22 protein-coding genes are annotated in these 22,792 nt (G+C 69.1%); 13 read left to right on the top strand and 9 right to left on the bottom strand.

Annotation, left to right across the window (positions count from 1 at the left end):
* The first annotated feature begins 104 nt into the window (after positions 1–104).
* Positions 105–821: a bifunctional 2-polyprenyl-6-hydroxyphenol methylase/3-demethylubiquinol 3-O-methyltransferase UbiG gene (ubiG, locus tag EBE87_RS17440; RefSeq protein WP_199708007.1), complete on the top strand. Its 717-nt coding sequence runs from the start codon at positions 105–107 to the stop codon at positions 819–821.
* A gap of 24 nt (positions 822–845) precedes the next feature.
* On the opposite strand, the gene EBE87_RS17445 is transcribed toward ubiG, so the two are convergent.
* From EBE87_RS17445 to EBE87_RS17455, 3 genes are read right to left on the bottom strand one after another with little or no spacing between them, the layout of a single operon-like run.
* Positions 846–1,328 (bottom strand): DUF1178 family protein, encoded by a 483-nt coding sequence (locus tag EBE87_RS17445; protein ID WP_120640966.1) that lies wholly within the window; start codon positions 1,326–1,328, stop codon positions 846–848.
* Positions 1,328–1,588, bottom strand: coding sequence for a glutaredoxin 3 (gene grxC / locus EBE87_RS17450; RefSeq protein WP_120640965.1), 261 nt, complete (start codon positions 1,586–1,588; stop codon positions 1,328–1,330). Before grxC ends, EBE87_RS17445 begins: the two co-directional genes overlap by 1 nt.
* 4 nt (positions 1,589–1,592) lie before the next feature.
* Positions 1,593–2,435, bottom strand: a complete 843-nt coding sequence (locus EBE87_RS17455) for a ComF family protein (protein WP_122140091.1) — start codon at positions 2,433–2,435, stop codon at positions 1,593–1,595.
* Between the two features lie 77 nt (positions 2,436–2,512).
* Between EBE87_RS17455 and EBE87_RS17460 the strand changes: the two genes are divergently transcribed.
* The 4 genes from EBE87_RS17460 (at position 2,513) to EBE87_RS17475 (ending at position 6,892) form a co-directional block, all read left to right on the top strand.
* The gene (locus tag EBE87_RS17460) at positions 2,513–3,403 is read left to right on the top strand and encodes a methyltransferase domain-containing protein (RefSeq protein ID WP_120636923.1); all 891 of its coding nucleotides are present in this window, start codon (positions 2,513–2,515) and stop codon (positions 3,401–3,403) included.
* Between the two features lie 70 nt (positions 3,404–3,473).
* On the top strand, positions 3,474–4,274 hold the full coding sequence (gene map, locus EBE87_RS17465) for a type I methionyl aminopeptidase (protein WP_120636924.1): 801 nt from the start codon (positions 3,474–3,476) through the stop codon (positions 4,272–4,274).
* Between the two features lie 56 nt (positions 4,275–4,330).
* Complete coding sequence (gene radC, locus EBE87_RS17470) at positions 4,331–5,086, top strand: RadC family protein (protein ID WP_120636925.1); 756 nt, start codon at positions 4,331–4,333, stop codon at positions 5,084–5,086.
* A 27-nt stretch (positions 5,087–5,113) separates the two neighbouring features.
* Positions 5,114–6,892 carry a chloride channel protein gene (locus EBE87_RS17475; RefSeq protein ID WP_120636969.1) on the top strand — a complete coding sequence of 593 codons (1,779 nt, stop codon included), beginning with the start codon at positions 5,114–5,116 and terminating at the stop codon, positions 6,890–6,892.
* Between the two features lie 6 nt (positions 6,893–6,898).
* On the opposite strand, the gene EBE87_RS17480 is transcribed toward EBE87_RS17475, so the two are convergent.
* From EBE87_RS17480 to EBE87_RS17490, 3 genes are all read right to left on the bottom strand, one after another.
* A complete protein-coding gene (locus EBE87_RS17480; RefSeq protein WP_120636970.1) occupies positions 6,899–7,225 on the bottom strand; it encodes a YciI family protein in 327 nt (108 codons plus the stop codon).
* 99 nt (positions 7,226–7,324) lie between these two features.
* Entirely contained in the window at positions 7,325–8,701 is a 1,377-nt protein-coding gene (locus EBE87_RS17485) for an ABC1 kinase family protein (protein WP_120636926.1), read from the bottom strand.
* On the bottom strand, positions 8,694–10,529 hold the full coding sequence (locus tag EBE87_RS17490) for a M3 family oligoendopeptidase (RefSeq protein ID WP_408887728.1): 1,836 nt from the start codon (positions 10,527–10,529) through the stop codon (positions 8,694–8,696). Before EBE87_RS17490 ends, EBE87_RS17485 begins: the two co-directional genes overlap by 8 nt.
* Positions 10,530–10,630: 101 nt before the next feature.
* Between EBE87_RS17490 and EBE87_RS17495 the strand changes: the two genes are divergently transcribed.
* The gene (locus tag EBE87_RS17495; protein ID WP_120636927.1) at positions 10,631–12,352 is read left to right on the top strand and encodes an AMP-dependent synthetase/ligase; all 1,722 of its coding nucleotides are present in this window, start codon (positions 10,631–10,633) and stop codon (positions 12,350–12,352) included.
* 87 nt (positions 12,353–12,439) lie between these two features.
* The gene (locus EBE87_RS17500) at positions 12,440–12,859 is read left to right on the top strand and encodes an ester cyclase (RefSeq protein WP_120636928.1); all 420 of its coding nucleotides are present in this window, start codon (positions 12,440–12,442) and stop codon (positions 12,857–12,859) included.
* A gap of 43 nt (positions 12,860–12,902) precedes the next feature.
* Here the strand turns inward: EBE87_RS17500 and EBE87_RS17505 are convergent, their stop codons facing one another.
* The 3 genes from EBE87_RS17505 to EBE87_RS17515 all read right to left on the bottom strand — a co-directional run bounded on the left by EBE87_RS17505 (position 12,903) and on the right by EBE87_RS17515 (position 14,876).
* The gene (locus EBE87_RS17505; RefSeq protein WP_187779259.1) at positions 12,903–13,205 is read right to left on the bottom strand and encodes a DUF2312 domain-containing protein; all 303 of its coding nucleotides are present in this window, start codon (positions 13,203–13,205) and stop codon (positions 12,903–12,905) included.
* A 112-nt stretch (positions 13,206–13,317) separates the two neighbouring features.
* Complete coding sequence (locus EBE87_RS17510) at positions 13,318–13,626, bottom strand: DUF1244 domain-containing protein (RefSeq protein ID WP_120636929.1); 309 nt, start codon at positions 13,624–13,626, stop codon at positions 13,318–13,320.
* Positions 13,627–13,691: 65 nt separating this feature from the next.
* Positions 13,692–14,876 carry a pyridoxal-phosphate-dependent aminotransferase family protein gene (locus EBE87_RS17515; protein ID WP_120636930.1) on the bottom strand — a complete coding sequence of 395 codons (1,185 nt, stop codon included), beginning with the start codon at positions 14,874–14,876 and terminating at the stop codon, positions 13,692–13,694.
* Between the two features lie 139 nt (positions 14,877–15,015).
* Here EBE87_RS17515 and EBE87_RS17520 point away from each other — a divergent pair, with 139 nt between their 5' ends.
* The 6 genes from EBE87_RS17520 to EBE87_RS17545 all read left to right on the top strand — a co-directional run bounded on the left by EBE87_RS17520 (position 15,016) and on the right by EBE87_RS17545 (position 22,791).
* Positions 15,016–17,925: an FAD-binding and (Fe-S)-binding domain-containing protein gene (locus EBE87_RS17520; protein ID WP_120636931.1), complete on the top strand. Its 2,910-nt coding sequence runs from the start codon at positions 15,016–15,018 to the stop codon at positions 17,923–17,925.
* Entirely contained in the window at positions 17,922–18,497 is a 576-nt protein-coding gene (locus EBE87_RS17525) for a DUF924 family protein (protein WP_120636932.1), read from the top strand. The genes EBE87_RS17520 and EBE87_RS17525 overlap by 4 nt, the downstream gene beginning before the upstream one ends.
* A 276-nt stretch (positions 18,498–18,773) precedes the next feature.
* Positions 18,774–19,970 carry an OmpA family protein gene (locus EBE87_RS17530; RefSeq protein ID WP_120636933.1) on the top strand — a complete coding sequence of 399 codons (1,197 nt, stop codon included), beginning with the start codon at positions 18,774–18,776 and terminating at the stop codon, positions 19,968–19,970.
* Positions 19,971–20,177: 207 nt separating this feature from the next.
* Positions 20,178–20,942, top strand: coding sequence for a DUF1194 domain-containing protein (locus EBE87_RS17535; protein WP_233553069.1), 765 nt, complete (start codon positions 20,178–20,180; stop codon positions 20,940–20,942).
* 120 nt (positions 20,943–21,062) lie between these two features.
* A complete protein-coding gene (locus EBE87_RS17540) occupies positions 21,063–22,427 on the top strand; it encodes an MFS transporter (protein ID WP_120636934.1) in 1,365 nt (454 codons plus the stop codon).
* Between the two features lie 55 nt (positions 22,428–22,482).
* Positions 22,483–22,791 (top strand): DUF3253 domain-containing protein, encoded by a 309-nt coding sequence (locus tag EBE87_RS17545; protein WP_120636935.1) that lies wholly within the window; start codon positions 22,483–22,485, stop codon positions 22,789–22,791.
* Position 22,792: the final 1 nt, after the last annotated feature.

The following is a 22,792-nucleotide window of genomic DNA, read 5'->3' on the forward strand; positions in this document are numbered from 1 at the left end:
ATCGGTCCGAGAATGAAACGGATACCCGCCACGGTTGCGGCGGGCGAAGGGGTGCGACAGATAACGGGCAGCGCGCTGCGCCGCAACCAGGGATGAAGGCCACCATGACCAGCACCGCCACTCCGGGCGAGATCGCCAAGTTCGACGCCCTGGCCGCCGAGTGGTGGGACCCGAACGGCCCCATGGCCCCGCTGCATGCCATGAACCCGCTGCGCTGCGGCTGGATCGCCCGGCATCTGGCGCGGGGCGGCGACCCGGCGCGCCTGGGCGGCCTGTCGCTGCTGGACGTGGGTTGCGGCGCCGGCCTCGCCTCGGAAGGCATGGCGAAGCTGGGGGCGAAGGTCACAGGCCTGGATGCCGCCCCCGCCGCGCTGGCCGTGGCCCGCACCCATGCCGCCGAGAGCGGGCTGGAGATCGACTACCGTGAGGGAATGCCGGAGGACCTGATCGCCGGCGGCAGCCGGTTCGATGCCGTGATGGCGCTGGAGGTGATCGAGCACGTGGCCGACCGCGCCGCCTTCCTCGATGCCCTGGCGGCGCTGGTGAAGCCGGGCGGGATGGTCTTCCTTTCCACCCTCAACCGCACGGCGCGGTCCTTCCTCTTCGCCAAGCTGGGCGCGGAATACCTGCTGCGGCTGCTGCCGCGCGGCACGCATGACTGGAAGATGTTCGTCACCCCCGCCGAACTCGGCGCCGAGGCGCGCCGGGCGGGGCTGCGGGTCACCGCCATCAGCGGCATGACGCCCGGTGGGCCGAGGCAGGGCTGGCGCGCCACGCCGGACGTGGCGGTCAACTACATCGTGGCGCTGACCAAGGACTGAGGCTGGGCGGTTAGCTGTCCGCCATCACCCGTCCGCCCTGGGCACCCAGGGCAGGCGAGCGATGTCGATGCCCTCTTCCTGCAGGGCCTCAGCATCGGCGTCGCTGGCCTCGCCATAGATGCCGCGGAATTCGGTTTCGCCTCGGTGCATCTTGCGAGCCTCGTCGGCGAAGCCGGAGCCGACATAGTCGCAGTTCTTCTCCACCTCGGCCCGCATGCGCTGCAACAGCGCCACCATCTGGGCCGGAATCGGCCCGGCGGCGGCCTGCTGCTGCGGGCCGGGCGGGGGCTGCGGCGCGGGTGCCGGCACGGCTTCCACCGGCTCGGCCGCCTTGGTGCGGCCCTTCTTCGGGATCGCCGGCGCCATCAGCGCGCGGGACACCTTGCCGCTGCCGCAGACCGGGCATTCCACCAGCTCCGCCGCGGCCAGCTTCTCGAACGCGGCGCTGTCCTTGTACCAGCCGTCGAACTCATGCGCCTGGTCGCAGCGCAACTGGTAGTGGATCATCAGGCAGCCTGCAGAAGAGGGTCCAGCTTGCCGGACCGGTCCAGCGCGAAAAGGTCGTCGCAGCCACCCACCGCCTGATCGTTGATGAAGATCTGCGGCACCGTGGTGCGACCGCCCGAGCGGCGGATGGCATCCTCACGCTCGGACGAGCCGTGCGGGGAATCGTATTCGGTGAACTGCACGCCCTTGCGGCTCAGCAGCGTCTTGGCGCGCGAGCAGTAGGGGCAGAACGGAGTGGTGTAAATTTCGACCTTGGCCATGCGCTCACACATCGTTGTCTGGCGCGCTGCGGTCAAGAGGATTGCGGAGGGATGACGCTTCCGCGCCATCCGCCAGCGCCGGGTCCGGCACCCGCGCCGCCGCCAGCACATCCACCCGCGCGGCGCCCGCCGCCAGCAGCAGCCGCGCGCAGGCCGTCACGGTGGCGCCCGAGGTCAGCACGTCATCCACCAGCACCAGCCGCCTGCCCCGCACCCGCGCCGCCGCGCGGCGGGAGAGCGTGAAGGCATCCTCCAGGATCGCCGCCCGCTCCGCCGCGCCGAAGCCCACCAGCGCGGGCGTGGCATGGCGGCGGCGCAGCAGGTCCGGCACCCAGGGAACGCCGGAAAGGCGGGACAGCCGCCCCGCCAGCAGCGCCGCTTGGTTGTAGCGCCGCTTCAGCAGCCGCCAGCGGTGCAGCGGCACCGGCAGCAGCAGGTCGGCCTCGGCCAGCAGGGCGCGGCCGGCATGGGCCATCTGCCGGGCGATCGGCCCGGCCAGCTCGGTGCGGTCGCCGTATTTCAATGGCAGCAGCAGGCGGCGGGAGCCGGCGTCGTAGAGATAGGCGGCACGCGCCTGCCGGTATTCCGGTGCGCGCCGCAGGCAGCCCGCGCAATGCAGCGGCCCGCCGCCCGGCGGCGGCTGCCCCTGGCCACTATGGATGAAAGGCACGCCGCAGCGGTGGCAGAGCGGGGCGCCAATCAGCGTCACCTGTCCGAAGCAGGTCGCGCAAAGCGTTCCATTCGTGGGCACAAGGCCGGAGCAGCAAAGGCAACGGGGCGGCAGCAGCGTGTCCAGCACCGCCCCGCCCATCCATCGCAGCCCGCGCGTCACGACCTGTGCATCCATGGCCACCTGAATATCACGAATCCGTGAAACTGACGAAGCCCTTGCAGCCATGCCACCCTCCGGCGCATCAGCGCCGCATGAGCGATACGATGCAGGTATTCGACCGCACGCTGGTGCGGCGGCGGCGGGAAAAGGCGGCGGCCGGTATTGGCGCCGTGGCCCCCATCCTGGACGCGGCGGCCGAGCGGCTGCTGGACCGGCTGGACGACACCACCCGCAGCTTCACCCGGGCGCTGGAGATCGGTGGCCGTGGCAGCGTCGCGCCGGCGCTGAAGGCACGCGGCATTCCCTTCGTGGTCTCAGCCGACCTGGCGCCTGGCATGGCGCGCGGTGCTGGCGGCCTGCCGGTGGCGGCGGATGAGGAATGGCTGCCCTTCGCCGCCGGCAGCTTCGACCTGATCGTGGCCAGCCTGTCCCTGCACTGGGTCAACGACCTGCCCGGGGCCCTGGTGCAGATCCGCCGCGCCCTGGCGCCCGACGGCCTCTTCCTGGCCAGCCTGCCGGCGCTGGGCACCCTGCAGCCCCTGCGGGAAGCCCTGGGCGCCGCCGAATCCGAGCTGCGTGGCGGCATCAGCCCGCGCATCTCGCCCTTCCCCGAATTGCAGGACGGTGCCTCCCTGCTGCAGCGCGCCGGCTTCGCGCTGCCGGTGGCGGACCGCGAGCGGCTGTCCCTGCATTACCGCACCCCGCTGGCGCTGCTGCGGGACCTGCGTGCTGCTGGCGAAGGCAATGCCACCCTGGCCCGCGATTCCCGCATCCCGCCCCGGGACCTGTTCCCCCTGGCGCTGTCCCGCCTGCCGGTGACGGAGGAAGGCCTGCCGGTGATGCTGGAGATGCTGGTGCTGACGGGCTGGTCCCCTTCCCCCACCCAGCAGCAGCCGGCGCGCCCCGGCAGCGCCAATGCCCGGCTGGCCGATGCCCTGGGCACGGTCGAGCACAAGGCAGGCGAGCGCGGCCGGCCTCACTGATCGTTTCGCAGGCCAGCCATCGCCTGCAAAACCTTGCAACCCGCGGGCACGCCGCGCATCTTCCGCCATTATGGAACAAACGGCTTCTGAGTCCCGCCGCATCGTGCTGCATGCGCCGGAAGATTTCGTCGGCATGCGCCGCGCCGGGCAGCTCGCGGCCGCCACGCTGGACATGATCACGCCGCACGTGCGTCCAGGCGTGACGACGGGTGCGCTGGACAAGCTCATCCTTGACTTCATCGAGGCGAATGGCGCGGTTTCGGCCACCGTCGGCTACCGCGGCTATCAGCACGCCTCCTGCATCTCCATCAACCATGTGGTCTGCCACGGCATTCCGGGCACCAAGGTGCTGATGGACGGGGATATCCTGAACATCGACGTCACGGTCATCCTGGATGGCTGGTACGGCGACACCAGCCGCATGTACGTGGCCGGCAACGCCAATACCAAGGCCAAGCTGCTGATGGACGTGACCTATGAAAGCCTGATGCGCGGCATCAAGGCGGTGCGCCCCGGTGCCCGCCTGGGCGATATCGGCCACGCCATCCAGAGCTACGTGGAGAAGCAGCGCTTCTCGGTGGTGCGGGACTTCTGCGGCCATGGCATCGGCCGCACCTTCCATGCCGCGCCCAACGTGCTGCATTTCGGCCGCCCCGGCGAAGGCCCGGTGCTGAAGCCCGGCATGTTCTTCACCATCGAGCCCATGGTGAATGTCGGCCGCCCCGAGGTGAAGGTGCTGGACGATGGCTGGACCGCCGTGACGCGCGACCGCAGCCTTTCGGCGCAGTTCGAGCACATGATCGGCGTCACCGAGGACGGCTGCGAGGTCTTCACCTATTCCCCGGCCGGGCTGCACAAGCCGCCCTACTAAGCCCCTGGACTTGCTCCCCGGTTCCGCTGAAGCTGGCGGCAACCGAGGGAGGCCGGATGCGCAAGCAGCGCGGCATGGCGGAAGTGGGGTTTGGCCTCCTTCCGCCGGATGATATGCCGGGAAGCGTGGCCGCCCCCGTCGCGGCCTCGGCCGAGGGCCATCGCGCCCGGATGCGCGGCAAGCTGCTGGCCGCCGGCGGCGAGGCCCTGCTGGACCATGAGCTGCTGGAGATGCAGCTCTTCCTCGCCCTGCCCCGCCGCGACACCAAGCCCATCGCCCGCGCGCTGCTGGCCCGCTTCGGCAGCTTCGGCAATGCCATCTCCGCCCCCGTGGAGGCGCTGCGGCAGGTGGAAGGCATGGGCGATGCCGCCATCGCCGCGCTGAAGACCGTGCAGGCCGCCGCCCTGCGGCTGATGCGGGAGGAGGTGCTGGACCGCCCCCTGCTGAACAACTGGGACCGGCTGCTGGGCTACCTCAACGCCGTGCTGGCGCGGGAGCAGGTCGAGCAGTTCCGCATCCTCTTCCTCGATTCCCGGAACAGGCTGATCGCCGATGAGGCGCAGGCGCGCGGCACGGTGAACCACACGCCGGTCTACCCGCGCGAGGTCGTGAAGCGCTGCCTGGAGTTGCAGGCCACGGCACTGATCCTGGTGCACAACCATCCCAGCGGCGACCCCACCCCCAGCGGCGCGGATATTGAAATGACAGCCGAGATCAAGCAGGGCGCCGCCACCTTGGGCATCGTGGTGCATGACCATCTGATCATCGGCAATGGCCGGCACCTTTCCTTCCGGCGTGAAGGGCTGCTTTAAGCCAGCGCAAGCCGCATGGTCCTCCGGATGCCCCGAAGCAAGTTCCCGCACCTGTCCCATCTGCATCTGCGCCGTGGCGCCGTCGCCCTGCGTGGCTGGGTGCGGCAGACGGAGATGGGCCTCATCCTCATGGCGGTGGTGGTGGGGGCGGTGTCGGGCCTGCTCGCCGTCGCCATCGGCGCCGTCGCGCAAGGCGCGCATGTCCTGTTCTTCGGGCCGGAGGCGACGCATGGGCTGTCCGCGCTGCGGGAAGCCTCGCCCTGGGCGCTGCTGCTGCTGCCGGCCCTGGGCGGGCTGCTGCTGGGCGGGCTGAACCGGCTGCTGGCCCGCTACCGGCCCCGCAGCCCTGTCGACCCCATCGAGGCCAATGCGCTGCACGGCGGCCGCCTGTCCCTGAACGACGGCGTCGTGGTGGTGGCGCAGAACCTGGTCTCCAACGGCTTCGGCGCCTCCGTGGGGCTGGAGGCGGGCTATACCCAGATCGCCGGCGGCGTGGCCTCCCGCCTCGGGCGGCTCTTCGGGCTGCGGCGCGGCGACCTGCGGGTGCTGGTGGGCTGCGGCGCCGCCGGCGCCATCGCCGCCGCCTTCGACGCGCCGCTGACCGGCACCTTCTATGCCTTCGAGCTGGTGGTGGGCGTCTATTCCATCGTCACCCTGGCACCCGTGGTCACCAGTGCCGTGGTCGCCGTGCTGCTGGCCCGGCTGATCCGCGGAGAGAATGCCATGTTGGCCGTGGGCGGCGGCGTCGCCCCGGATGTGGAAGGCTATGGCCTGGCACTGCTGCTCGGCCTGCTGTGCGGCCTGGCCGGCATCGCCCTGATGCGCGGCGTGACGCTGACGGAGCAATGGCTGCGCCAGGGCATTCCCTGGCCCAACCTGCGGCCGGCGGTGGGCGGGCTGGTGGTGGGGGCGCTGGCGCTGATCACCCCCGGGGTGCTCTCAGCCGGGCATGGCTCGCTGCACAAGCTCTTCCTGACCGAAAGCACGCTGGGCGCCGTGGCGCTGCTGCTGGTGCTGAAGGCGGTGGCCTCGGCCGTTTCCATCGGCTCGGGCTTCCGTGGCGGCCTGTTCTTCGCCTCGCTGCTGCTGGGGGCGCTGCTGGGGCAGTGCTTTGCGGCCGTGTTGGCCATCCTGATGCCGCCGGGGGTGGATGCGGTCTTCCTGATCACGGTGGGCACCAGCGCCTTCGGGGCCGCAGTGATCGGCGCGCCCCTGGCCATGACCTTCCTGGCGCTGGAGATGACCGGCAATTTCGGCCTGACCGGCGCGGTGCTGGTGGCGGTGATCGCCGCCTCCGTCACGGTGCGGCGGCTCTTCGGCTATTCCTTCGCCACCTGGCGCTTCCATCTGCGTGGCGAGACCATCCGCAGCGCCCGCGACATCGGCTGGCTGCGCGACCTGACGGTGGGCAAGCTGATGCGGCGGAACGTGCGCACGGTGAAGACGGATACCCGCCTTTCCTCCTTCCGCCGCGACTTCCCGCTGGGCGCCGAAAGCCGGGTGGTGGCGGTGGATGAGGCCGACCGTTATGCCGGCATCATCTCGGTCGCCGACGCGCATGCCGAGACATCGGACGAGCTGGAGACCATCGCGCCGCTGCTGCAGCACCCCAAGACGCCGCTGCTGCCGGCCATGAACGCCAAGGAGGCCATGGCCGTCTTCGATGCCACGGAAAGTGAGGCGCTGGCGGTGGTGGACAGCGCCGACCATTGCAACGTCATCGGGCTGCTGACCCAGGCCCATCTGCTGCGCCGCTATGGTGAGGAACTGGAAAAGCGCCGTACCGAGGAACTGGGCAGCGCCTGAGCATCCTCACGCCGCCGTCTGCGGGCCCACCAGCGGCTTGTAGGGGAGCTGCGCCACCCGCCCGGGATGGATGGTGACGTTCTTCCAGACGCCTTCCTGGGTATAGGGGTCCTGGGCCAGCCAGGCGCGCACCGCGGCTTCGTCCGGCAGGTCCAGCACCACCACGGAGCCGACCATGTTGCCGTCCGGTCGGTCCAGCAGAGCGATGCCGGCCAGCAGCTCGCCCCGCCGGGCGCAGGGCTCGACACGCTCCATGTGGCGGGGGCGCGCGGTGGAGCGGCGCTGCAGCGCACCGGCATCCATGCCGTCATGGGCGATGACCACGAAGACCATTCTGTCCTCCGCTTTGCCGGGGCTGTTCCAGGCACCCAGCATGGCACGGGAGGCAGGCCATCGGGGCAACACTTCCGCGCGCCCGATGGCCTTGTGCCTTCAGGGCAGGACCGGCGGCACCCCGGCTTCCTTCAGGGCCTTGGCCTGGCGGTTGGCCACGGTGACCTGGTCGTAGCCCTCGATCAGCTCGTTGAACATGCGGTGCCAGTTCAGCTTGGCGCCGAGGCGCATGAAGGCGCTGCCGAGGCCCACAGCGCTGCGGTCCACCAGCACGAATTCCCGCGGTGGCCGCACGCCGCCGGTGCGCTTCAGCCCGGCATGCACCTCGGCCGCCACCTTGCGGCCGAAATCCGGGTCGCCATCCTGCTGGATGGGCCGCACCCGGTCGTCCAGCAGCGGCTCGTGCAGGAAGCGGGCCCACATGTCGAGCACCTCCATCTTCTCCCGCGTCAGATTGGTGAAGCCCCAGTCGCGGTAGGCCTGCTCGGCCTTGTCCTTGTCGCCGTCGCGCATCGCCTCGTAGAGGCGGATGACGCCCGTCAGGAACTGCGGCGGAAAGACGCGGATGGTGCCGAAGTCGAGCAGGTTGATGCCGGCGGGCTCGCTCTCCGTCGGCTGCCGCACCTGGTAGTTGCCCAGGTGCGGGTCCCCATGGATGACGCCGAAGTGGTAGAAGGGCACGTACCAGGCGTGGAACAGCGCGCGGGCATAGGCATTGCGCTCCTCCAGCGACGGGTTCTCGGCCAGCCGGTCCAGGATCGGGCGGCCTTCCAGCCAGGACATGGTCAGCAGCCGTTTGGAGCAGTAGCCTTCCACCGGCGTCGGTGTCCGGACATCGGGCACATCGGCCAGCATGCGGTTGTAGAGCCGCATCTGCGCCGCCTCGCGCTCGTAATCCAGCTCCTCCCGCAGGCGGTCGCTGAGTTCCAGATAGACATCGTCGTGCTGGATGGCGTCGTCCATGCGGGCGAAAATGCCCATGGCGAGCTTGAGCTGGCGGAGGTCGGCCTCCACCACGCTGGTCATGTCCGGGTATTGCAGCTTGCAGGCCACCAGCCGGCCATCCGGCAGCGTGGCGCGATGCACCTGCCCCAGGCTGGCTGCCGCGGCGGCTTCCTGGCCGAAGGAGGCGAACTTGGACTGCCAGTCCGGCCCCAGCTCCGAGACCATCCGGCGGCGCACGAAGTTCCAGCCCATCGGCGGCGCATTGGCCTGCAGCGAGGCCAGTTCCTGCTGGTATTCCGGCGGCAGCGCATTGGGCACGGTGGACAGGAACTGCGCCACCTTCATCAGCGGCCCCTTCAGCCCGCCCAGCAGCGCCTTCAGGTCATTGGCATGCACGGCCTTGTCGGTCTTGATGCCAAGGTAGCGCGCGCCGGCCATGCGGGCGGCGATGCCGCCCACGGCGCCGGAGGTGCGGGCCATGCGCCGCACCTCGCCAAAGAGGGTGCGGCCCTCGCGGTCGTCGTCAGCCATCGGCCCGCTCAAGCTCGTCGATGAATCCGGAGATCACGTTCAGTCCCTTGTGCCAGAAGGCGGGGTCGGCGGCGTTGAGGCCGAAGGGCGCCAGCAGCTCCTTGTGCCGCAGGGTGCCGCCGGCCTTGAGCAGGTCGAGGTACTTGTTCTGGAAATCGGGCACGCTGCCCTCCTGGAACACGCCATAGAGGGCGTTCACCAGGCAATCCCCGAAGGCATAGGCATAAACGTAGAAGGGCGAGTGGATGAAGTGCGGGATATAGGCCCAGTAGATCTCGTAATCCGGCGTGAACTCGAAGGCCGGGCCCAGGCTCTCCACCTGCACCTGCATCCAGAGCGCGCCGATCTCCTCGCGCGACAGCTCGCCATTGCGGCGGGCATCGTGCAGCAGCGTCTCGAACCGGTAGAAGGCGATCTGCCGCACCACCGTGTTCAGCATGTCCTCCACCTTGCCGGCCAGCAGGGCGCGGCGCCGCTTCGGGTCCTTTTCGGCATCGAGCACGGCGCGGAAGGTCAGCATCTCCCCGAACACGCTGGCGGTCTCAGCCAGGGTCAGCGGCGTGCCGGACATCAGGTAGCCCTGGTCCGCCGCCAGCACCTGGTGCACGCCATGGCCCAGCTCATGCGCCAGGGTCATCACGTCGCGCGACTTGCCGTGGTAGTTCAGCAGCAGATAGGGGTGGACGCTGGGCACCGTCGGATGCGCAAAGGCGCCGGAGGCCTTGCCCGGCCGCAGCGCGGCATCGATCCAGGGCGCGTCGAAGAAGCGCTGGCCGATTTTGCCCAGTTCCGGGCTGAAGCCGTTATAGGCGGCCAGCACGCGGTCCCGCGCGGCATCCCAGGGGATGTCGCTGTCATCCTCGTCCGGCAGCGGCGCGTTGCGATCCCAGTGCTGCAGCTTGGGCAGGCCCAGCCACTTGGCCTTCATGGCGTAGTAGCGGTGCGACAGCGCCGGGTAGCTGGCCACCACGGCCGAGACCAGCGCGTCCACCACCTCGTCCTCGACCATGTTGGCGCGGTTGCGGCTGCTGCCGGGGCGCGGATACTGCCGCCAGCCGTCGATGATCTCCTTGTCCTTGGCCAAGGTGTTCGTGATCAGCGTGAAGAGCCGCGCCTTGTCCCCGAAGGCCGCCGAGACGCCCTTGGCCGCCGCCGCGCGCACCGCGCGGTTGCGGTCGGAGAGCTTGTTGAGGGCGCCGGAGACGTTCAGCGCCTCCTCCCCCACCTTCACCTCCATGCCGGCGATGGTCTCGTCGAAGAGGCGGTTCCAGGCGGAGCGGCCGGTCACCTCCTTCTCGTGCAGCAGCTTCTCCACCTCGTCCGAAAGCTGGTGCGGGCGGAAGACGCGCAGGTCGCGCAGGAAGGGGCGGTAGTGGGCCAGTGCCTTGCTCTGGCCGAGCTTGGCCTCCAGCGCCGCGTCCTCCAGCTTGTTCAGCTCCAGCGTGAAGAAGAGCAGATGGGCGGAGATGGCCGTCACCCGCTCCTGCATCGTCTGGTAGAAGCGGCCGTTCTCCGGGTCCTGCGCATCGCCGGAGAAGACGAGCTGGGCGAAGGACATCACCCGGCCCAGCACTTCCTCGATCCGCTCATAGGCAGCGATGGCCTCGGCCAGCACGTCGCCCTTCAGGCCGGCCAGCTTGCCGGCATAGGCCTTGGCAAAATCCTGGGCATCGGCATCGGCCTGGCGGAGGTCAGCTTCTAGCTTCGGGTCGCCCGCGCCCCCGTAGAGGTCGGACAGATCCCAGACCGGCAGGGTCCCCTCCCCCCCTTCGCCCTGGGGACGGGAAGCGGAATCGAAGGTGGGGTGACGGAGTGTGGGGAGCTGCACGGGACGCCTTGTGGTTGTGGGTTCTCGTCTTACCGATATAAGCCCATCGACGGGCAGGCCAAGCGTCCGCCGGCGCATGACGGCCACGGGAGGGGAACAACATGGCGTCGGAAGAGAACTGGAACAGCCTACCGGGCATGATGCTGGGCCTGGCGCGCCGCTGGCCGGAGCGGCCGATGCTGCGCTACTGGCGCGGTGGCGCCTGGCGCGGAATGAGCTGGGCGGAATATGCCATGGCCGTCGCCGCCGCTGCCGCCGGGCTGCGCCAGCGTGGCGTTAGCCCCGGGGACCGGGTGCTGATCGTCTCGGAGAACCGGCCGGAATTCATCATCGCCGATACCGCCATCATGGCCATCGGCGCCGTCTCGGTGCCCACCTACACCACCAACACGGTGGCGGACCACGCGCATATCCTGCGCGACTCCGGTGCCCGGGCCGCCATCGTCTCCACCCCGAAGCTGGCCGGCGCGGTGGCGGAGGCCGCCGGGCTGGGCGGGCTGGACCTGCTGGTGACCATGGACCAGCCGGATGGCGCCGATGCCGGCGACACCGTCTCCTGGACCGAGCTGGTCGCGACACCGCCGGACCTCGCCATGCTGGTGGCGGAGGTGGAGCATATCCCGCCCGGGCGGCTGGCCTGCCTGATCTATACCTCCGGCACCGGCGGCGCGCCCAAGGGCGTGATGCTGCCGCATCGGGCCATGCTGGCCAACCGGCATGGCGTGACGGATTTCATCCGCAAGCTGAACCTGCCGCAGGACGCCTGCTACCTCTCCTTCCTGCCGCTCTCCCATGCCTATGAGCATACGGTGGGCAATTTCCTGCTGCCCTCCTTCGGCATCGAGGTGGTCTACAGCCGCGGCGCCGAGAAGCTGTCGGCCGAATTGCAGCAGATCCGCCCCGCCGTGGTCACCGCCGTGCCCCGGCTGTTCGAGGTGCTGCGGGCGCGCATCCTGGCCGGGCTGGACAAGGAAAGCAGCCTCACCCGCCGCTTCTTCGAGGCCACGCTGCGCCTCGGCCTGCGCAAGATGGACGGACAGGAACTGAACCCCTGGGAGCGGGTGCAGGACGCGGTGCTGGACCGGCTGGTGCGCAAGAAGATGCGCGACCGCTTCGGCGGCCGGCTCGCGGCACTGGTCTCCGGCGGGGCGCGGCTGGACCCGGAGCTTTCCGGCTTCTTCCTGGCACTGGGGCTGCCGGTGATCCAGGGCTACGGCCAGACCGAGGCCGGGCCGGTGATCAGCGTCAACCTGCCCTGGGACAACCGCCGCCATACGGTTGGCAAGGTGCTGGACGGCGTCGAGGCCCGTATTGCCCCCGACGGCGAGGTGCTGGTGCGCGGCGCCCTGGTCATGGACGGCTACTGGAACAACCCGGCCGCCACCGCTGCCGCGCTGCAGGACCTGCATGACGGCGGCGCCCCCTGGCTGCATACCGGCGATGTGGGCGAGATCACCCAGGGCTACCTCCGCATCACCGACCGCAAGCGGGACATCATCAAGACCCTGGGCGGCGACATGGTCAGCCCGGCGCGGATCGAGGGCATGCTGATGGCCGAGCCCGAGATCGCCCAGGCCGTGGTGGCCGGCGATGGCCGCGCGGGCCTGGCGGCGCTGCTGGTGCCGGCGGAGGGGAAGGAAGCCAATCTCTCCAAGGCCGTGGCGCGCGTGAACAGCAGGCTCTCCAGCATCGAGCGCATCCGCTACACCCTGTCGCTGCCCCCCTTCACCGTGGAGGACGGCACCATGACGCCCACCATGAAGATCAAGCGTCGGGCGGTGCTGGAAGCGCATGCGGCGGCGCTGGACCGCCTCTATGGCTGAGCGGCCCGCACGCGCAATATTGTTCTGATAACGAACCGTTAGGCGCTAGGCTCCGGCTTCCCAGAAGGGTGCCGAAAGGATGCCGCCATGCCAAGCGCCGGAACCATCTTCCGCCTCTGGTTCGACGATGTCTGGAACCAGGGGAAGGCCGAGCAAATCAGCCAGTATCTGTCGCGGGACGTGGTAATGCATGCCCTCGACATGAACGGCGCGGATGTGCGCGGCCCCGAGGGCTTTCAGGCCTTCTTCAGGCATCTTCTCGAGAATTTCTCCGGCATCCACTTCACCGTGCATGAGGTGGTGGAGGAGGGAGACATGGCCGCCGGGCGCTGGACGGTGCGGCTGACCCATAGCGGCGATGGCTTCGGCATTCCCGCCACCGGCGAGACCGTGAGCATCAGCGGCATGTCGATGATCCGCGTCGCCAATGGGCAGGTCGTGGAGGCCTGGGACGAATGGGACCGGCTGCGGCTGGCCACCGCCTGCCGGATGCTGGCGCCGGTCTGAGGAGATCCGGCCGCGCCACCAGAGGGCGGCGCGGCCGGGGGTCTCACATGCCCAGGGCGCGGCGGTAGAGGTCGAGCAGGGTTTCCTGCTCCTCCACCTCGGCGGGCTCCTGCTTCCGCAGGCGGATGATCTGGCGGATCACCTTCACCTCGAAGCCGGCGGACTTCGCCTCGGCGAAGATATCCTTGATGTCGTCGGCCAGCGCCTTGCGCTCTTCCTCCAGCCGCTCCACGCGCTCGATGATCGAGCGCAGGCGGTCTGCGGCGATGCCCCCGACTTCGGACTCGGGGTCAGCCGCCTGGCGGTCACGGCTGGCCTTCGCGTCCAGCTCGTCGAAATCGCTCATCCAAAACTCTCCGGCTGCCGAACAGAAACCGGCGCCACGAGAGGGCGCCGGGGGCCGCGGTATAGCGGCCTGGCAGGACCGGGGCAAATAAACTCCGGCCCCGCGAAGCCTGTCAGTGCTGGTGATTCCCGGCCTGGAAGGCGGCCTTCTGCTCCGGCGTCGCCTCCTTCTGGTGCTTCGCCTGCCACTCCTTGTAGGGCATGCCGTAGATGGTCTCGCGCGCCTCGGCATCCGGCAGGGCGATGCCCTGGGCCTCGGCGGCCTCCCGGTACCAGCGGCTGAGGCAGTTGCGGCAGAAGCCGGCCAGATTCATCATGTCGATGTTCTGCACGTCGCTGCGCTCGCGCAGGTGCTCCACCAGGCGGCGGAAGGCGGCGGCTTCCAGCTCGGTGCGGGTATCGGGGTCGATCGGGGTGGTCATGGGCTGTGGCCCTCCTTTCCGCGCAAGGTGGGGCGGGAGGGCCACCGCATTCAAGCCATGGCCTGTCAGGCGTTGCCGGCCAGGTAGTCCATCGCCGCCTGCACGCCGCCCGACTTGTGCGGCACGCCGGCCACGCGCAGGCCCATTTCCACGCCCGTCAGGGTGCCCAGCACCTGCAGGTCGCCGATATCGCCCAGGTGGCCGATGCGGAAGACGCGGTCGTTCAGCCGGCCCAGGCCATTGCCCAGGCTCATGTTGAAGCGCTCCAGGATCGCGGCGCGCAGGGCATTGGCCGAATGGCCCTCGGGCAGCCGCACGGCGGTCAGCACCGGGGAATAATGGCGCGGGTCCTCGCACTGGATCTCCAGCCCCCAGGCGCGCACGGCGCGGCGGGTGGCCTCGCCATGGCGCTCATGCCGGGCGAAGACGTTTTCCAAGCCTTCCTCGTGCAGCATGTCCAGCGCGGTATCCAGCGCGTAGAGCATGTTGGTGGCGGGGGTATAGGGGAAGTAGCCGGTGGCATTGGAGGCCAGCATCGGCTTCCAATCCCAGAAGGAACGCGGCAGCTTCGCCGTCTCGCTGGCCTTCAGCGCCTTGTCGGACACCGCGTTGAAGGACAGGCCCGGCGGCAGCATCAGCCCCTTCTGGCTGCCGGAGACCGTCACATCCACCCGCCATTCGTCATGCTTGTATTCGACGGAGCCGAGGGAGGAGATGGTATCCACCAGCAGCAGCGCCGGATGGCTGGCGGCATCCATGGCGGCGCGCACCTCGTCGATGCGGCTGGTGGCGCCGGTGCTGGTCTCGTTATGCACCACGGCCACGGCCTTGATGCTGTGGCCCTTGTCGGCGCGCAGGCGCTCCCCGATGCTTTCCACATCCGCGCCGCGGCGCCAGTCGGTCTCGATGAAGACAGGCTTCAGGCCCAGCCGCTGCGCCATCTCCTGCCACAGGGAGGCGAACTGGCCGGTCTCGCACATCAGCACCGTGTCGCCGGGCGAGAGGGTGTTCACCAGCGCCGCTTCCCAGGCGCCGGTGCCGGAGGCGGGATAGATGATCACCGGACCCTTGGTGCCGAAGACCGGCTTCACCTTCTCCAGCAACTGCTTGCCGAAGAGGCCGAAATCAGGGCCGCGATGGTCCATGGTCGGGTTGTCCATGGCGCGCAGCACGCGGTCCGGCACATTGCTCGGGCCAGGAATCTGCAGAAAATGCCGGCCGGCAATGGGCTTGGACTGGAAATAGGCCATGGATCGTCTCCTCCGTTAGCTTGTCCCTAGCCGCCATTCATCTCATCCGCCAATGAGTTCGGCTTGTCGGATTGATGAGCATAATAGATCGGACAGCCAAGCCGGGTGCCGCTAGGCTTCGCGCCAGAGAGGAAGCTTCATGAACGCCATCACCACCGCCAAGCACCGTCCCGGCGACCCTGCGCTGGCCGCCCGGCTGAAGCGCCATGTCGAGGGCGAGGTGCGCTTCGCCCCCGCCGACCGTGGCCGCTACGCCACCGATGCCAGCATCTATCAGGTGGAGCCGATCGGCGTGCTGGTGCCGAAGACCATGGCGGATGTGGAGGCGGCGCTGACCCTCTGCCGGGAGGAAGGCGTGCCCGTGCTGCCGCGCGGTGGCGGCACCAGCCAATGCGGCCAAACGGTGAACCGCGCGTTGGTGATCGACTGCACCAAGTACCTTCGGAACGTCCTCTCGGTGGATGCGGCGGCGGGCGTGGCGAAGGTGCAGCCCGGCATCGCACTCGGCGCGCTGAACGATGCGCTGAAGAAGGACAAGCTGTTCTTCCCGGTCGATCCCTCCACCTGGGCGCGCTGCACCATCGGCGGCATGGCGGGCAACAATTCCTGCGGCTCCAAGTCCATCCGCTATGGGCTGATGGCGGACAATGTGCTGGCCATCGACGCGCTGCTGCCCAGTGGTCAGCGTTTCACCTTTGGCGAGGTCGCTGACAACCTGGGCGCCGATATTCGCGCTGATGTCGCGAACCTCATCCAGTCCCTGCGTGCCCTTGGCGCGCGGGAGGCGGAGGAGATCGCCGCACGCTTCCCGCGCCAGCTCCGCCGCGTCGGCGGCTACAACATCGAGACGCTGACCCCCGCCGCGCGCGCCGAGGGTCGTGGCAATCTCGCACGCCTGCTGGTGGGCAGCGAGGGCACCCTCGCCTTTTCCGAGGCGCTGGACCTGAAGCTCTGGCCCATCAAGCCGCGCAAGGTACTGGGCATCTGCCAGTTCCCCACCTTCCGCGCCGCCATGGCCGCCAGCCAGCATCTCGTCACCCTGAACCCCGAGGCGGTCGAGCTGGTGGACCGCACCATGATCGACCTCGGCCGCTCCATCCCGATCTACCGCGCCACCATCGACGCCATCGTGCTGGGCGAGCCGGATTCCCTTCTCATCGTCGAATTCCATGGCGATGACGATGCCGCGCTGCTGCGCGACCTCGACCGGCTGGAGGAGATGATGGGCGACCTCGGCTATCCCGATGCCGTGGTGCGCGTGACCGATTCCGCCTTTCAGGCCCAGGTGGCCTCGGTGCGCGAGGCCGGCCTGAACATCATGATGTCCATGAAGGGCGACGGGAAGCCGGTGTCCTTTATTGAAGACACCGCCGTCGATCTTCCCGACCTCGCCGATTACACCGAGCGGCTTAACGAGGTCTTCGAGAAGCATGGCACCAAGGGCACCTGGTATGCCCATGCCAGCGTCGGCTGCCTGCACGTCCGCCCTGTGCTGAACATGAAGGATGGCGAGGACGTCACGAAGATGCGCGCCATCGCCGAGGAATGCTTTGCCCTGGTGCGCGAATACAAGGGCAGCCATTCCGGCGAGCATGGCGACGGCATCGTCCGCTCCGAATTCCATGAATCCATGTTCGGCAGCCGCATCGTGCGCGCCTTCGAGGCGGTGAAGGACGCCTTCGACTCCGCCGGGCTGATGAACCCGGGCCGCGTGGTGCGGGCGCCGCGCATGGATGACCGCACGCTGTTCCGCTACCCGCCCGGCTACCGCGCGGATGAGAGCATCAAGCCGGCGCTGGACTGGTCCGCCTGGCCGGGGCCGCAGGGCGGTTTCCTTGGCGCGGTGGAGATGTGCAACAACAATGGCACCTGCCGGAAATTCGATGCCGACGTGATGTGCCCCTCCTTCCGCGCCACGCGGGACGAGCAGCACCTGACGCGCGGCCGCGCCAATACGCTGCGCCTCGCCCTGACCGGCCAGCTTGGCCCTGACGCGCTGGCGGGGGACGAGGTGGCGGAGGCGCTCTCCCTCTGCGTCTCCTGCAAGGGCTGCAAGCGCGAATGCCCGACCGGCGTGGACATGGCGAAGATGAAGATCGAGGCCAGCCATGCCCGCGCGAAGAAGCACGGCATCCGGCTGAAGGACCGCATCATCGCCGAACTGCCGCGTTGGGCGCCCTGGGCCGCCAAACTGCCGGGCCTGGCCAATCTGCGCGACACCATCCCGGGCCTGGCGGCGCTGTCGGAACGCGCGCTGGGCCTCGCCGCCGGGCGCAGCCTGCCCCGCTTCCGCCGTGACGCCTTCCGCGATGACGAGGCGCGGCATGACGGCACTGGGCAGGAGGTCATCCTCTTCGCCGATACCTTCAACCGCTATTACGAGCCCGAGAACCTGCGCGATGCCGTGACGGTGCTGGGCGCCGCCGGCTTCCGCGTCACGCCCGCCGCCGCGGCGGACGGCCGCCCGCTCTGCTGCGGCCGCACCTACCTCGCCGCCGGCATGGTGGATGAGGCGCGGGCGGAAGCACGACGCACGCTGGAAGCGCTGTCCGGTTCCGATGCGCCGGTGCTGGGGCTGGAGCCCTCCTGCCTCACCACGCTGCGGGATGAATTCCTTTCCCTGCTGCCGGGGCCGCAGGCCGAGGCGCTGGCCGCCCGTGCCGAACTGGCCACCGCCTTCCTGGCCAAGCGGGACCTGCCGCTGAAGCCAGCCGGCGTCGCCCGCGCGCATATCCACGGCCATTGCCACCAGAAGGCCTTCGGCGGCTTCGCCCCCGCGGTGCAGGGGCTGCGACGCATCCCCGGCCTGACGGTGACGCCCATCGCCTCCTCCTGCTGCGGCATGGCCGGCAGCTTCGGCTACGAAGCCAAGAACCTGGAAGTGAGCCGCGCCATGGCCGAACTCTCCCTGCTGCCCGCCGTCCGTGCTGCCGCGCCGGAGGATGTCATCCTGGCCGATGGCACCTCCTGCCGGCACCAGATCCGCGACCTCGGCAAACGGGAGGCGATGCATTCCATCCGGCTGCTGGCGCGCTCGGTGCGGGCATGAGGGCCGCGCGGGAGATCCTGGACTTCTGGTTCGCCGGCAATCTGGAGGCTGCCCGCCCCGTCTGGTTCCGGCGGGACGAGGCCTTCGATGCCGCCATCGCCCGGAACTTCGGCGATCTGGTGGAGCCGGCACGGCAAGGCCGGCTGGATGCCTGGGCCAGCGATGCGGAAGGCGCCCTGGCCCTGCTGCTGTTGCTGGACCAGTTCCCGCGCAACCTGTTCCGGGGCCGGGCGGAAGCCTTCGCCTCCGACAGCCATGCCCGCGTGGTCGCGCGCCGCGCGGTGCTGGAGCGGCGGCAGGACCTCGCCCTTCCCCCCACCGCGCGCAGCTTCTTCTACCTCCCCTTCGAGCACGGGGAGGATATGGCGGACCAGAACCTCTCCGTGGCGCTCTTCGAGGGGCTGCGGGACCATGCGCCCGCCCGCGCGCCTGGAGGCGCAATCGATTACGCTTGGCGGCACTGGCACGTGATTGCCCGCTTCGGCCGCTTTCCCCACCGCAATGCGGCCCTGAGCCGTGCCAATACAGAGGCCGAGACGCTCTACCTGACCCAGCCCGGCGCCGGCTTTTGACAGGGAAGCTGTCCCTTTCACGCGCTTGTCATTGCAACCTTTGCGCTCTTCTCTGGCCTTGGGAGCGTGGACAGCGCCATAAGATGGCTGTGTGAGGTGGCCGGCCTGCATGGTCGTGTGCAGCCGAAGGGTGCCAAACCTTTGATTAAAAAGGGGGCACCTGGAAGCTATGGCATTTTTGTCACAGCGACCAACCTTCGGCCGAAATAAAGCAACTGGCGCATGCAACCCGGGTTTTCCCCTCGCCCGCACACTGGGTTGCTGAGGAACAAGATCATGAAATTCCGTCACCTGCTGCTCGCCGCTACTGCCGCCCTCGCGCTGCCCGGCGCCGCGATGGCACAGGATTCCTGGTTGCCGACTGCTGCGGCTCAGCCCGTCACCGGCGTGTATGTTGGCGCCGGCCTCGGCTGGAACCACCTGAGCAACAACAACATGACCGCCAAGGGCCGCAACGCGCTGGCCTATGACGCGGCCGGCCTGAGCCGCCAGGGCAACCTGGACTTCAAGGAAGGCGGCGTCGGCGTCCTGTCGCTGGGTTATGGCTTCGGCAACGGCTTCCGCGTCGAGGTCGAGGGCAACTACCGCTACAACGAGCTGGACAAGCTCGGTGGCTTCCCGGGCCGTGCCCCCGGCGTGAACGCTGGCAGCGCCTTCAACCGCTTCAGCGGCGAAGTGCAGCAGTATGGCGCGATGGCCAACGTCTACTACGACTTCCAGCTGCCGCAGTGGTTCCCGAACATGCCGGTCGCGGTCGTGCCGTATATCGGTGGTGGCGTCGGTTACCTGTGGACGGACATCGACGCCCGCGGCACCCGTCGTGGCGCGCCGGGCGAGACGGTGGACATCAACGGCGGCGCCGGCCAGTTTGCCTTCCAGGGCATCGCCGGTCTGTCCTTCCCGATCGCTTCCGTGCCGGGCCTGGCGATCACCGCCGAGTACCGTTACATGGGCGCCCTGCAGTCCAAGTATGACGGCAACGTGCGCAACGCGTCCGGCCAGCTCGTCTCCAACGGCAGCTTCGAGGTCGATCAGAACCACAACCAGTCGGTTATGGTCGGCGTCCGCTACGCCTTCAACACGCCGCGTCCGGCTGCTCCGGCTCCGGTGGTCCCGGTCGCTCCGGCCGCCGCTCCGGCCCCGGCCCGCACCTACCTGGTGTTCTTCGACTTCGACCGTGCCGACCTGACGGACCGCGCCCGCCAGATCATCGCCGAGGCCGCCCAGAACGCCAACCGCGTGCAGACGACGCGCATCGAAGTGGCCGGCCATGCCGACCGTTCGGGCTCGCCGCAGTACAACCAGCGCCTGTCGCAGCGCCGCGCCGACGCCGTCGCCGCCGAGCTGACCCGCCAGGGTATCCAGCGCTCCGCCATCACCGTGCAGGCCTTCGGCGAGAGCCGTCCGCTGGTCGCCACGGCCGATGGCGTGCGTGAGCCGCAGAACCGCCGCGTCGAAATCGTCCTGCGCTAACCTAGCCGGGCGTCGGGACGGGGCATGCCCCCGTCCCGGATTATCGATCCATCGGAAGACTTCAGGGTGCCGCGAGGCACCCTTCTTTTTTAGCCTCACGCTGAAGCAATTCTGATCCGCCGAAGGCGTATGTTGCGCTGCACAATAGGTCTGACTTAGTGTCCCTTTGAGGAAAAGCAGTCGAACGGTTTCCGACTGGAGGGACCGATGTCAGGATTCAATCGAAGCCGCCGTAGCATCCTGAGGGCGGCCACAGGGCTGCTGGCAGCCCCTGCCCTGCTTCCGGCGCGCCGCGCCAATGCCATGGAACCGGTGGATGTCGAGCTGGTGCTCGCCGCCGATGTCAGCCGCTCCATGGACCCGCAGGAGCAGGAGCTGCAGTTCAGCGGCTATGCCAAGGCCTTCCGCGACCCGCGGCTGGCGGAGGGCATTGCCGGCGGTGCCATCGGCGCCATCGCCGTAAGCTTCTTCACCTGGTCCGACTGGGACACGCAGAACCTGGTGGTGCCCTGGATGCGCATCGACGGCCCCGCCGCCGCCAACCGCTTCGCCGACGCGCTCGATGCCGCGCCGCGCCAGGCGTTTCTCTATACGTCCATCTCCGGCGCCATTGACTACGCCGGCAAGCTCTTCGGCCAGGGCTACGAAGGCACGCGGCAGGTGGTCGATATTTCCGGCGATGGCATTAATAATTCCGGCCGCTCGCTGAAGGTGGCGCGGGCGGAGGCGCTGGAACGCGGCATCGTGCTCAATGGCCTCGCTGTCCTGGACCATACGCCGCTGCCGCCGCAATTCGCCGCCCTGCAGCCCGCGCTGGATGACTATTACCACAATGAGGTGATCGGCGGCCCGGGTAGCTTCCTGATGGTGGCCGAGGGCTTCAAGGCCTTCGAGGGCGCGATCCGCCGCAAGATCATCCGCGAGATCGCGCTGAACGCGCCGGGGCCGAGGATCGAGCGCGCTTTCGCCTGAGGCTGTGATGCGCCTGGCGCGGGGCTGGGCTGCCTTGGCAGCCGCCCCGCTCAGCGGGCAAGGTCGGCAATGGGAGAGGCGCGCCCGCCTCGATCTCCGAATTGCCCGAGGAATGTCCGGATGATCCAGGAAACGGATGGCCTGCCGCCATCCCGCCGCGTTTGGGCGATGGCCGCCATTGCCGTCTCCATCACCCTGGCGGTGATGGACAGTTCGGTCGCCAATGTCGCCCTGCCGGCCATCGCCTCGGACCTGAAGGTCTCGCCCGCCGACGTGGTGCTGGTGGTGAATGCCTATCAGATCGCTACCATCATGTCGTTGCTGCCCTTCTCCTCCCTGGGCGAGAAGTTCGGGCATGAACGGGTCTACCGTGCCGGGCTGGCGGTCTTCACCTTGTCGTCACTGGCCTGCGCCCTCTCCTCCTCGCTGGAGATGCTGATCGTCTCTCGGGTCGTGCAGGGCTTCGGCGCGGCGGGGTTGATGAGCGTGAACACCGCGCTGCTGCGCTTCATCTTTCCGCAGAAGCAGCTTGGGCGCGGCATTGGCATCAATGCGTTGGTCGTCGCCTCGGCCTCCGTCGCCGGGCCGCCGATCGGCGCTGCCGTCCTGGCCGTCGCGCCCTGGCCCTGGATCTTTGCCATCAACCTGCCGCTGGGCGTCCTGGCGCTGATCCTCACACGCTTCCTGCCCTATACCCTGCGCAGCAACCGCCGCTTCGACGGCGCCAGCGCCGTGCTTTCCGCCGCCACCTTCGGCCTGCTCACGGTGGGCGTGGAACAGTTCACGCATGGCCAGTCCTTGTGGATCGTGGCCCTCTTTGTGCTGGGCTTCCTGATCTGCGGCGCGCTGCTGGTGCGGCGGCAGGCCGGGCGCCCGGCGCCGTTGCTGCCGGTGGACCTGCTGCGCATCCCGGTCTTCGCGCTCTCGATCGCCACCTCCATTTCCTCCTTCACGGCGCAGATGCTGGCCCTGGTGGTGATACCCTTCCTGTTCCAGCACGACCTTGGGCTGACGGCGGTGCAGACCGGGCTGCTGATCACGCCCTGGCCGCTGGTGCTGATCGTCGTGGCGCCGCTGGCCGGGCGGCTGTCGGACCACATCAACCCGGGGCTGCTGGGCGGCATCGGGCTGGCCATCATGGCCCTCGGCCTGGTGCTGATGGCGACGCTGCCGCCCGAGCCTTCCTTTGTGCAGATCGGCTGGCGCATGGCGCTCTGCGGCGCCGGCTTCGGCCTGTTCCAGAGCCCCAACAACCGCGTCCTGCTCTCCTCCGCCCCGCGCGAGCGCAGCGGCGGCGCCAGTGGTATGCTGTCCACTGCCCGGCTTCTGGGCCAGACCCTGGGCGCCACCCTCGCGGGCCTGGCGCTGGGGCCGATGCTCGGCGGGCATAACGGCGCCTCCCTGGCCCTGGCGCTGGCGGCGGGTGTGGCCGGCTTCGCGTCCCTGATCAGCTTCAGCCGCCTCGCCGCAACCCGCCGGTCCTAACCGGCTTTGAACCGCCGCCCTTCCGCACCACCCTGCCAGACATGAGCTTCAAGACATGACCAGCCCCAGCAATGCCGACCTCGCCGCCGAGATCCTGCGCCGCACCGCGGCCCAGGAGCCCGGCAAATCGATCTGCCCCAGCGAGGTCGCCCGCGCCTTCGCCCCGCCCGCCGACACTCCGGGTGCCGAGGATGTCTGGCGCCCCCTGATGCCCCGCGTGCGCAAGGCGGCGCTCGGCCTCCAGGCGGAAGGGCGCATCGACATCCTCCGCAAGGGCAAGCCCGTGCCGGCGGATCAGGTGCGTGGCGTCATCCGCCTGCGCGCCGCCCAACAGCCTGCGCCCGAACCCTCCACAGAGGCCTGAA

Origin of the sequence: Teichococcus wenyumeiae (assembly GCF_003696345.1) — a bacterium.
Lineage (GTDB): Bacteria > Pseudomonadota > Alphaproteobacteria > Acetobacterales > Acetobacteraceae > Pseudoroseomonas > Pseudoroseomonas wenyumeiae.

Coding starts and splice junctions, on each gene's coding strand:
- EBE87_RS17545 (WP_120636935.1), top strand. CDS start 22,483: ATGACCAGCCCCAGCAATGCCGACCTCGCCGCCGAGATCCTGCGCCGC.
- EBE87_RS17520 (WP_120636931.1), top strand. CDS start 15,016: ATGAACGCCATCACCACCGCCAAGCACCGTCCCGGCGACCCTGCGCTG.
- EBE87_RS17515 (WP_120636930.1), bottom strand. CDS start 14,876: ATGGCCTATTTCCAGTCCAAGCCCATTGCCGGCCGGCATTTTCTGCAG.
- EBE87_RS17505 (WP_187779259.1), bottom strand. CDS start 13,205: ATGAGCGATTTCGACGAGCTGGACGCGAAGGCCAGCCGTGACCGCCAG.
- EBE87_RS17500 (WP_120636928.1), top strand. CDS start 12,440: ATGCCAAGCGCCGGAACCATCTTCCGCCTCTGGTTCGACGATGTCTGG.
- grxC (WP_120640965.1), bottom strand. CDS start 1,588: ATGGCCAAGGTCGAAATTTACACCACTCCGTTCTGCCCCTACTGCTCG.
- ubiG (WP_199708007.1), top strand. CDS start 105: ATGACCAGCACCGCCACTCCGGGCGAGATCGCCAAGTTCGACGCCCTG.
- map (WP_120636924.1), top strand. CDS start 3,474: ATGGAACAAACGGCTTCTGAGTCCCGCCGCATCGTGCTGCATGCGCCG.
- EBE87_RS17460 (WP_120636923.1), top strand. CDS start 2,513: ATGAGCGATACGATGCAGGTATTCGACCGCACGCTGGTGCGGCGGCGG.
- EBE87_RS17540 (WP_120636934.1), top strand. CDS start 21,063: ATGATCCAGGAAACGGATGGCCTGCCGCCATCCCGCCGCGTTTGGGCG.
- EBE87_RS17455 (WP_122140091.1), bottom strand. CDS start 2,435: ATGGATGCACAGGTCGTGACGCGCGGGCTGCGATGGATGGGCGGGGCG.
- EBE87_RS17475 (WP_120636969.1), top strand. CDS start 5,114: ATGCCCCGAAGCAAGTTCCCGCACCTGTCCCATCTGCATCTGCGCCGT.
- EBE87_RS17510 (WP_120636929.1), bottom strand. CDS start 13,626: ATGACCACCCCGATCGACCCCGATACCCGCACCGAGCTGGAAGCCGCC.
- EBE87_RS17535 (WP_233553069.1), top strand. CDS start 20,178: ATGTCAGGATTCAATCGAAGCCGCCGTAGCATCCTGAGGGCGGCCACA.
- radC (WP_120636925.1), top strand. CDS start 4,331: ATGCGCAAGCAGCGCGGCATGGCGGAAGTGGGGTTTGGCCTCCTTCCG.
- EBE87_RS17445 (WP_120640966.1), bottom strand. CDS start 1,328: ATGATCCACTACCAGTTGCGCTGCGACCAGGCGCATGAGTTCGACGGC.
- EBE87_RS17530 (WP_120636933.1), top strand. CDS start 18,774: ATGAAATTCCGTCACCTGCTGCTCGCCGCTACTGCCGCCCTCGCGCTG.
- EBE87_RS17525 (WP_120636932.1), top strand. CDS start 17,922: ATGAGGGCCGCGCGGGAGATCCTGGACTTCTGGTTCGCCGGCAATCTG.
- EBE87_RS17480 (WP_120636970.1), bottom strand. CDS start 7,225: ATGGTCTTCGTGGTCATCGCCCATGACGGCATGGATGCCGGTGCGCTG.
- EBE87_RS17485 (WP_120636926.1), bottom strand. CDS start 8,701: ATGGCTGACGACGACCGCGAGGGCCGCACCCTCTTTGGCGAGGTGCGG.
- EBE87_RS17495 (WP_120636927.1), top strand. CDS start 10,631: ATGGCGTCGGAAGAGAACTGGAACAGCCTACCGGGCATGATGCTGGGC.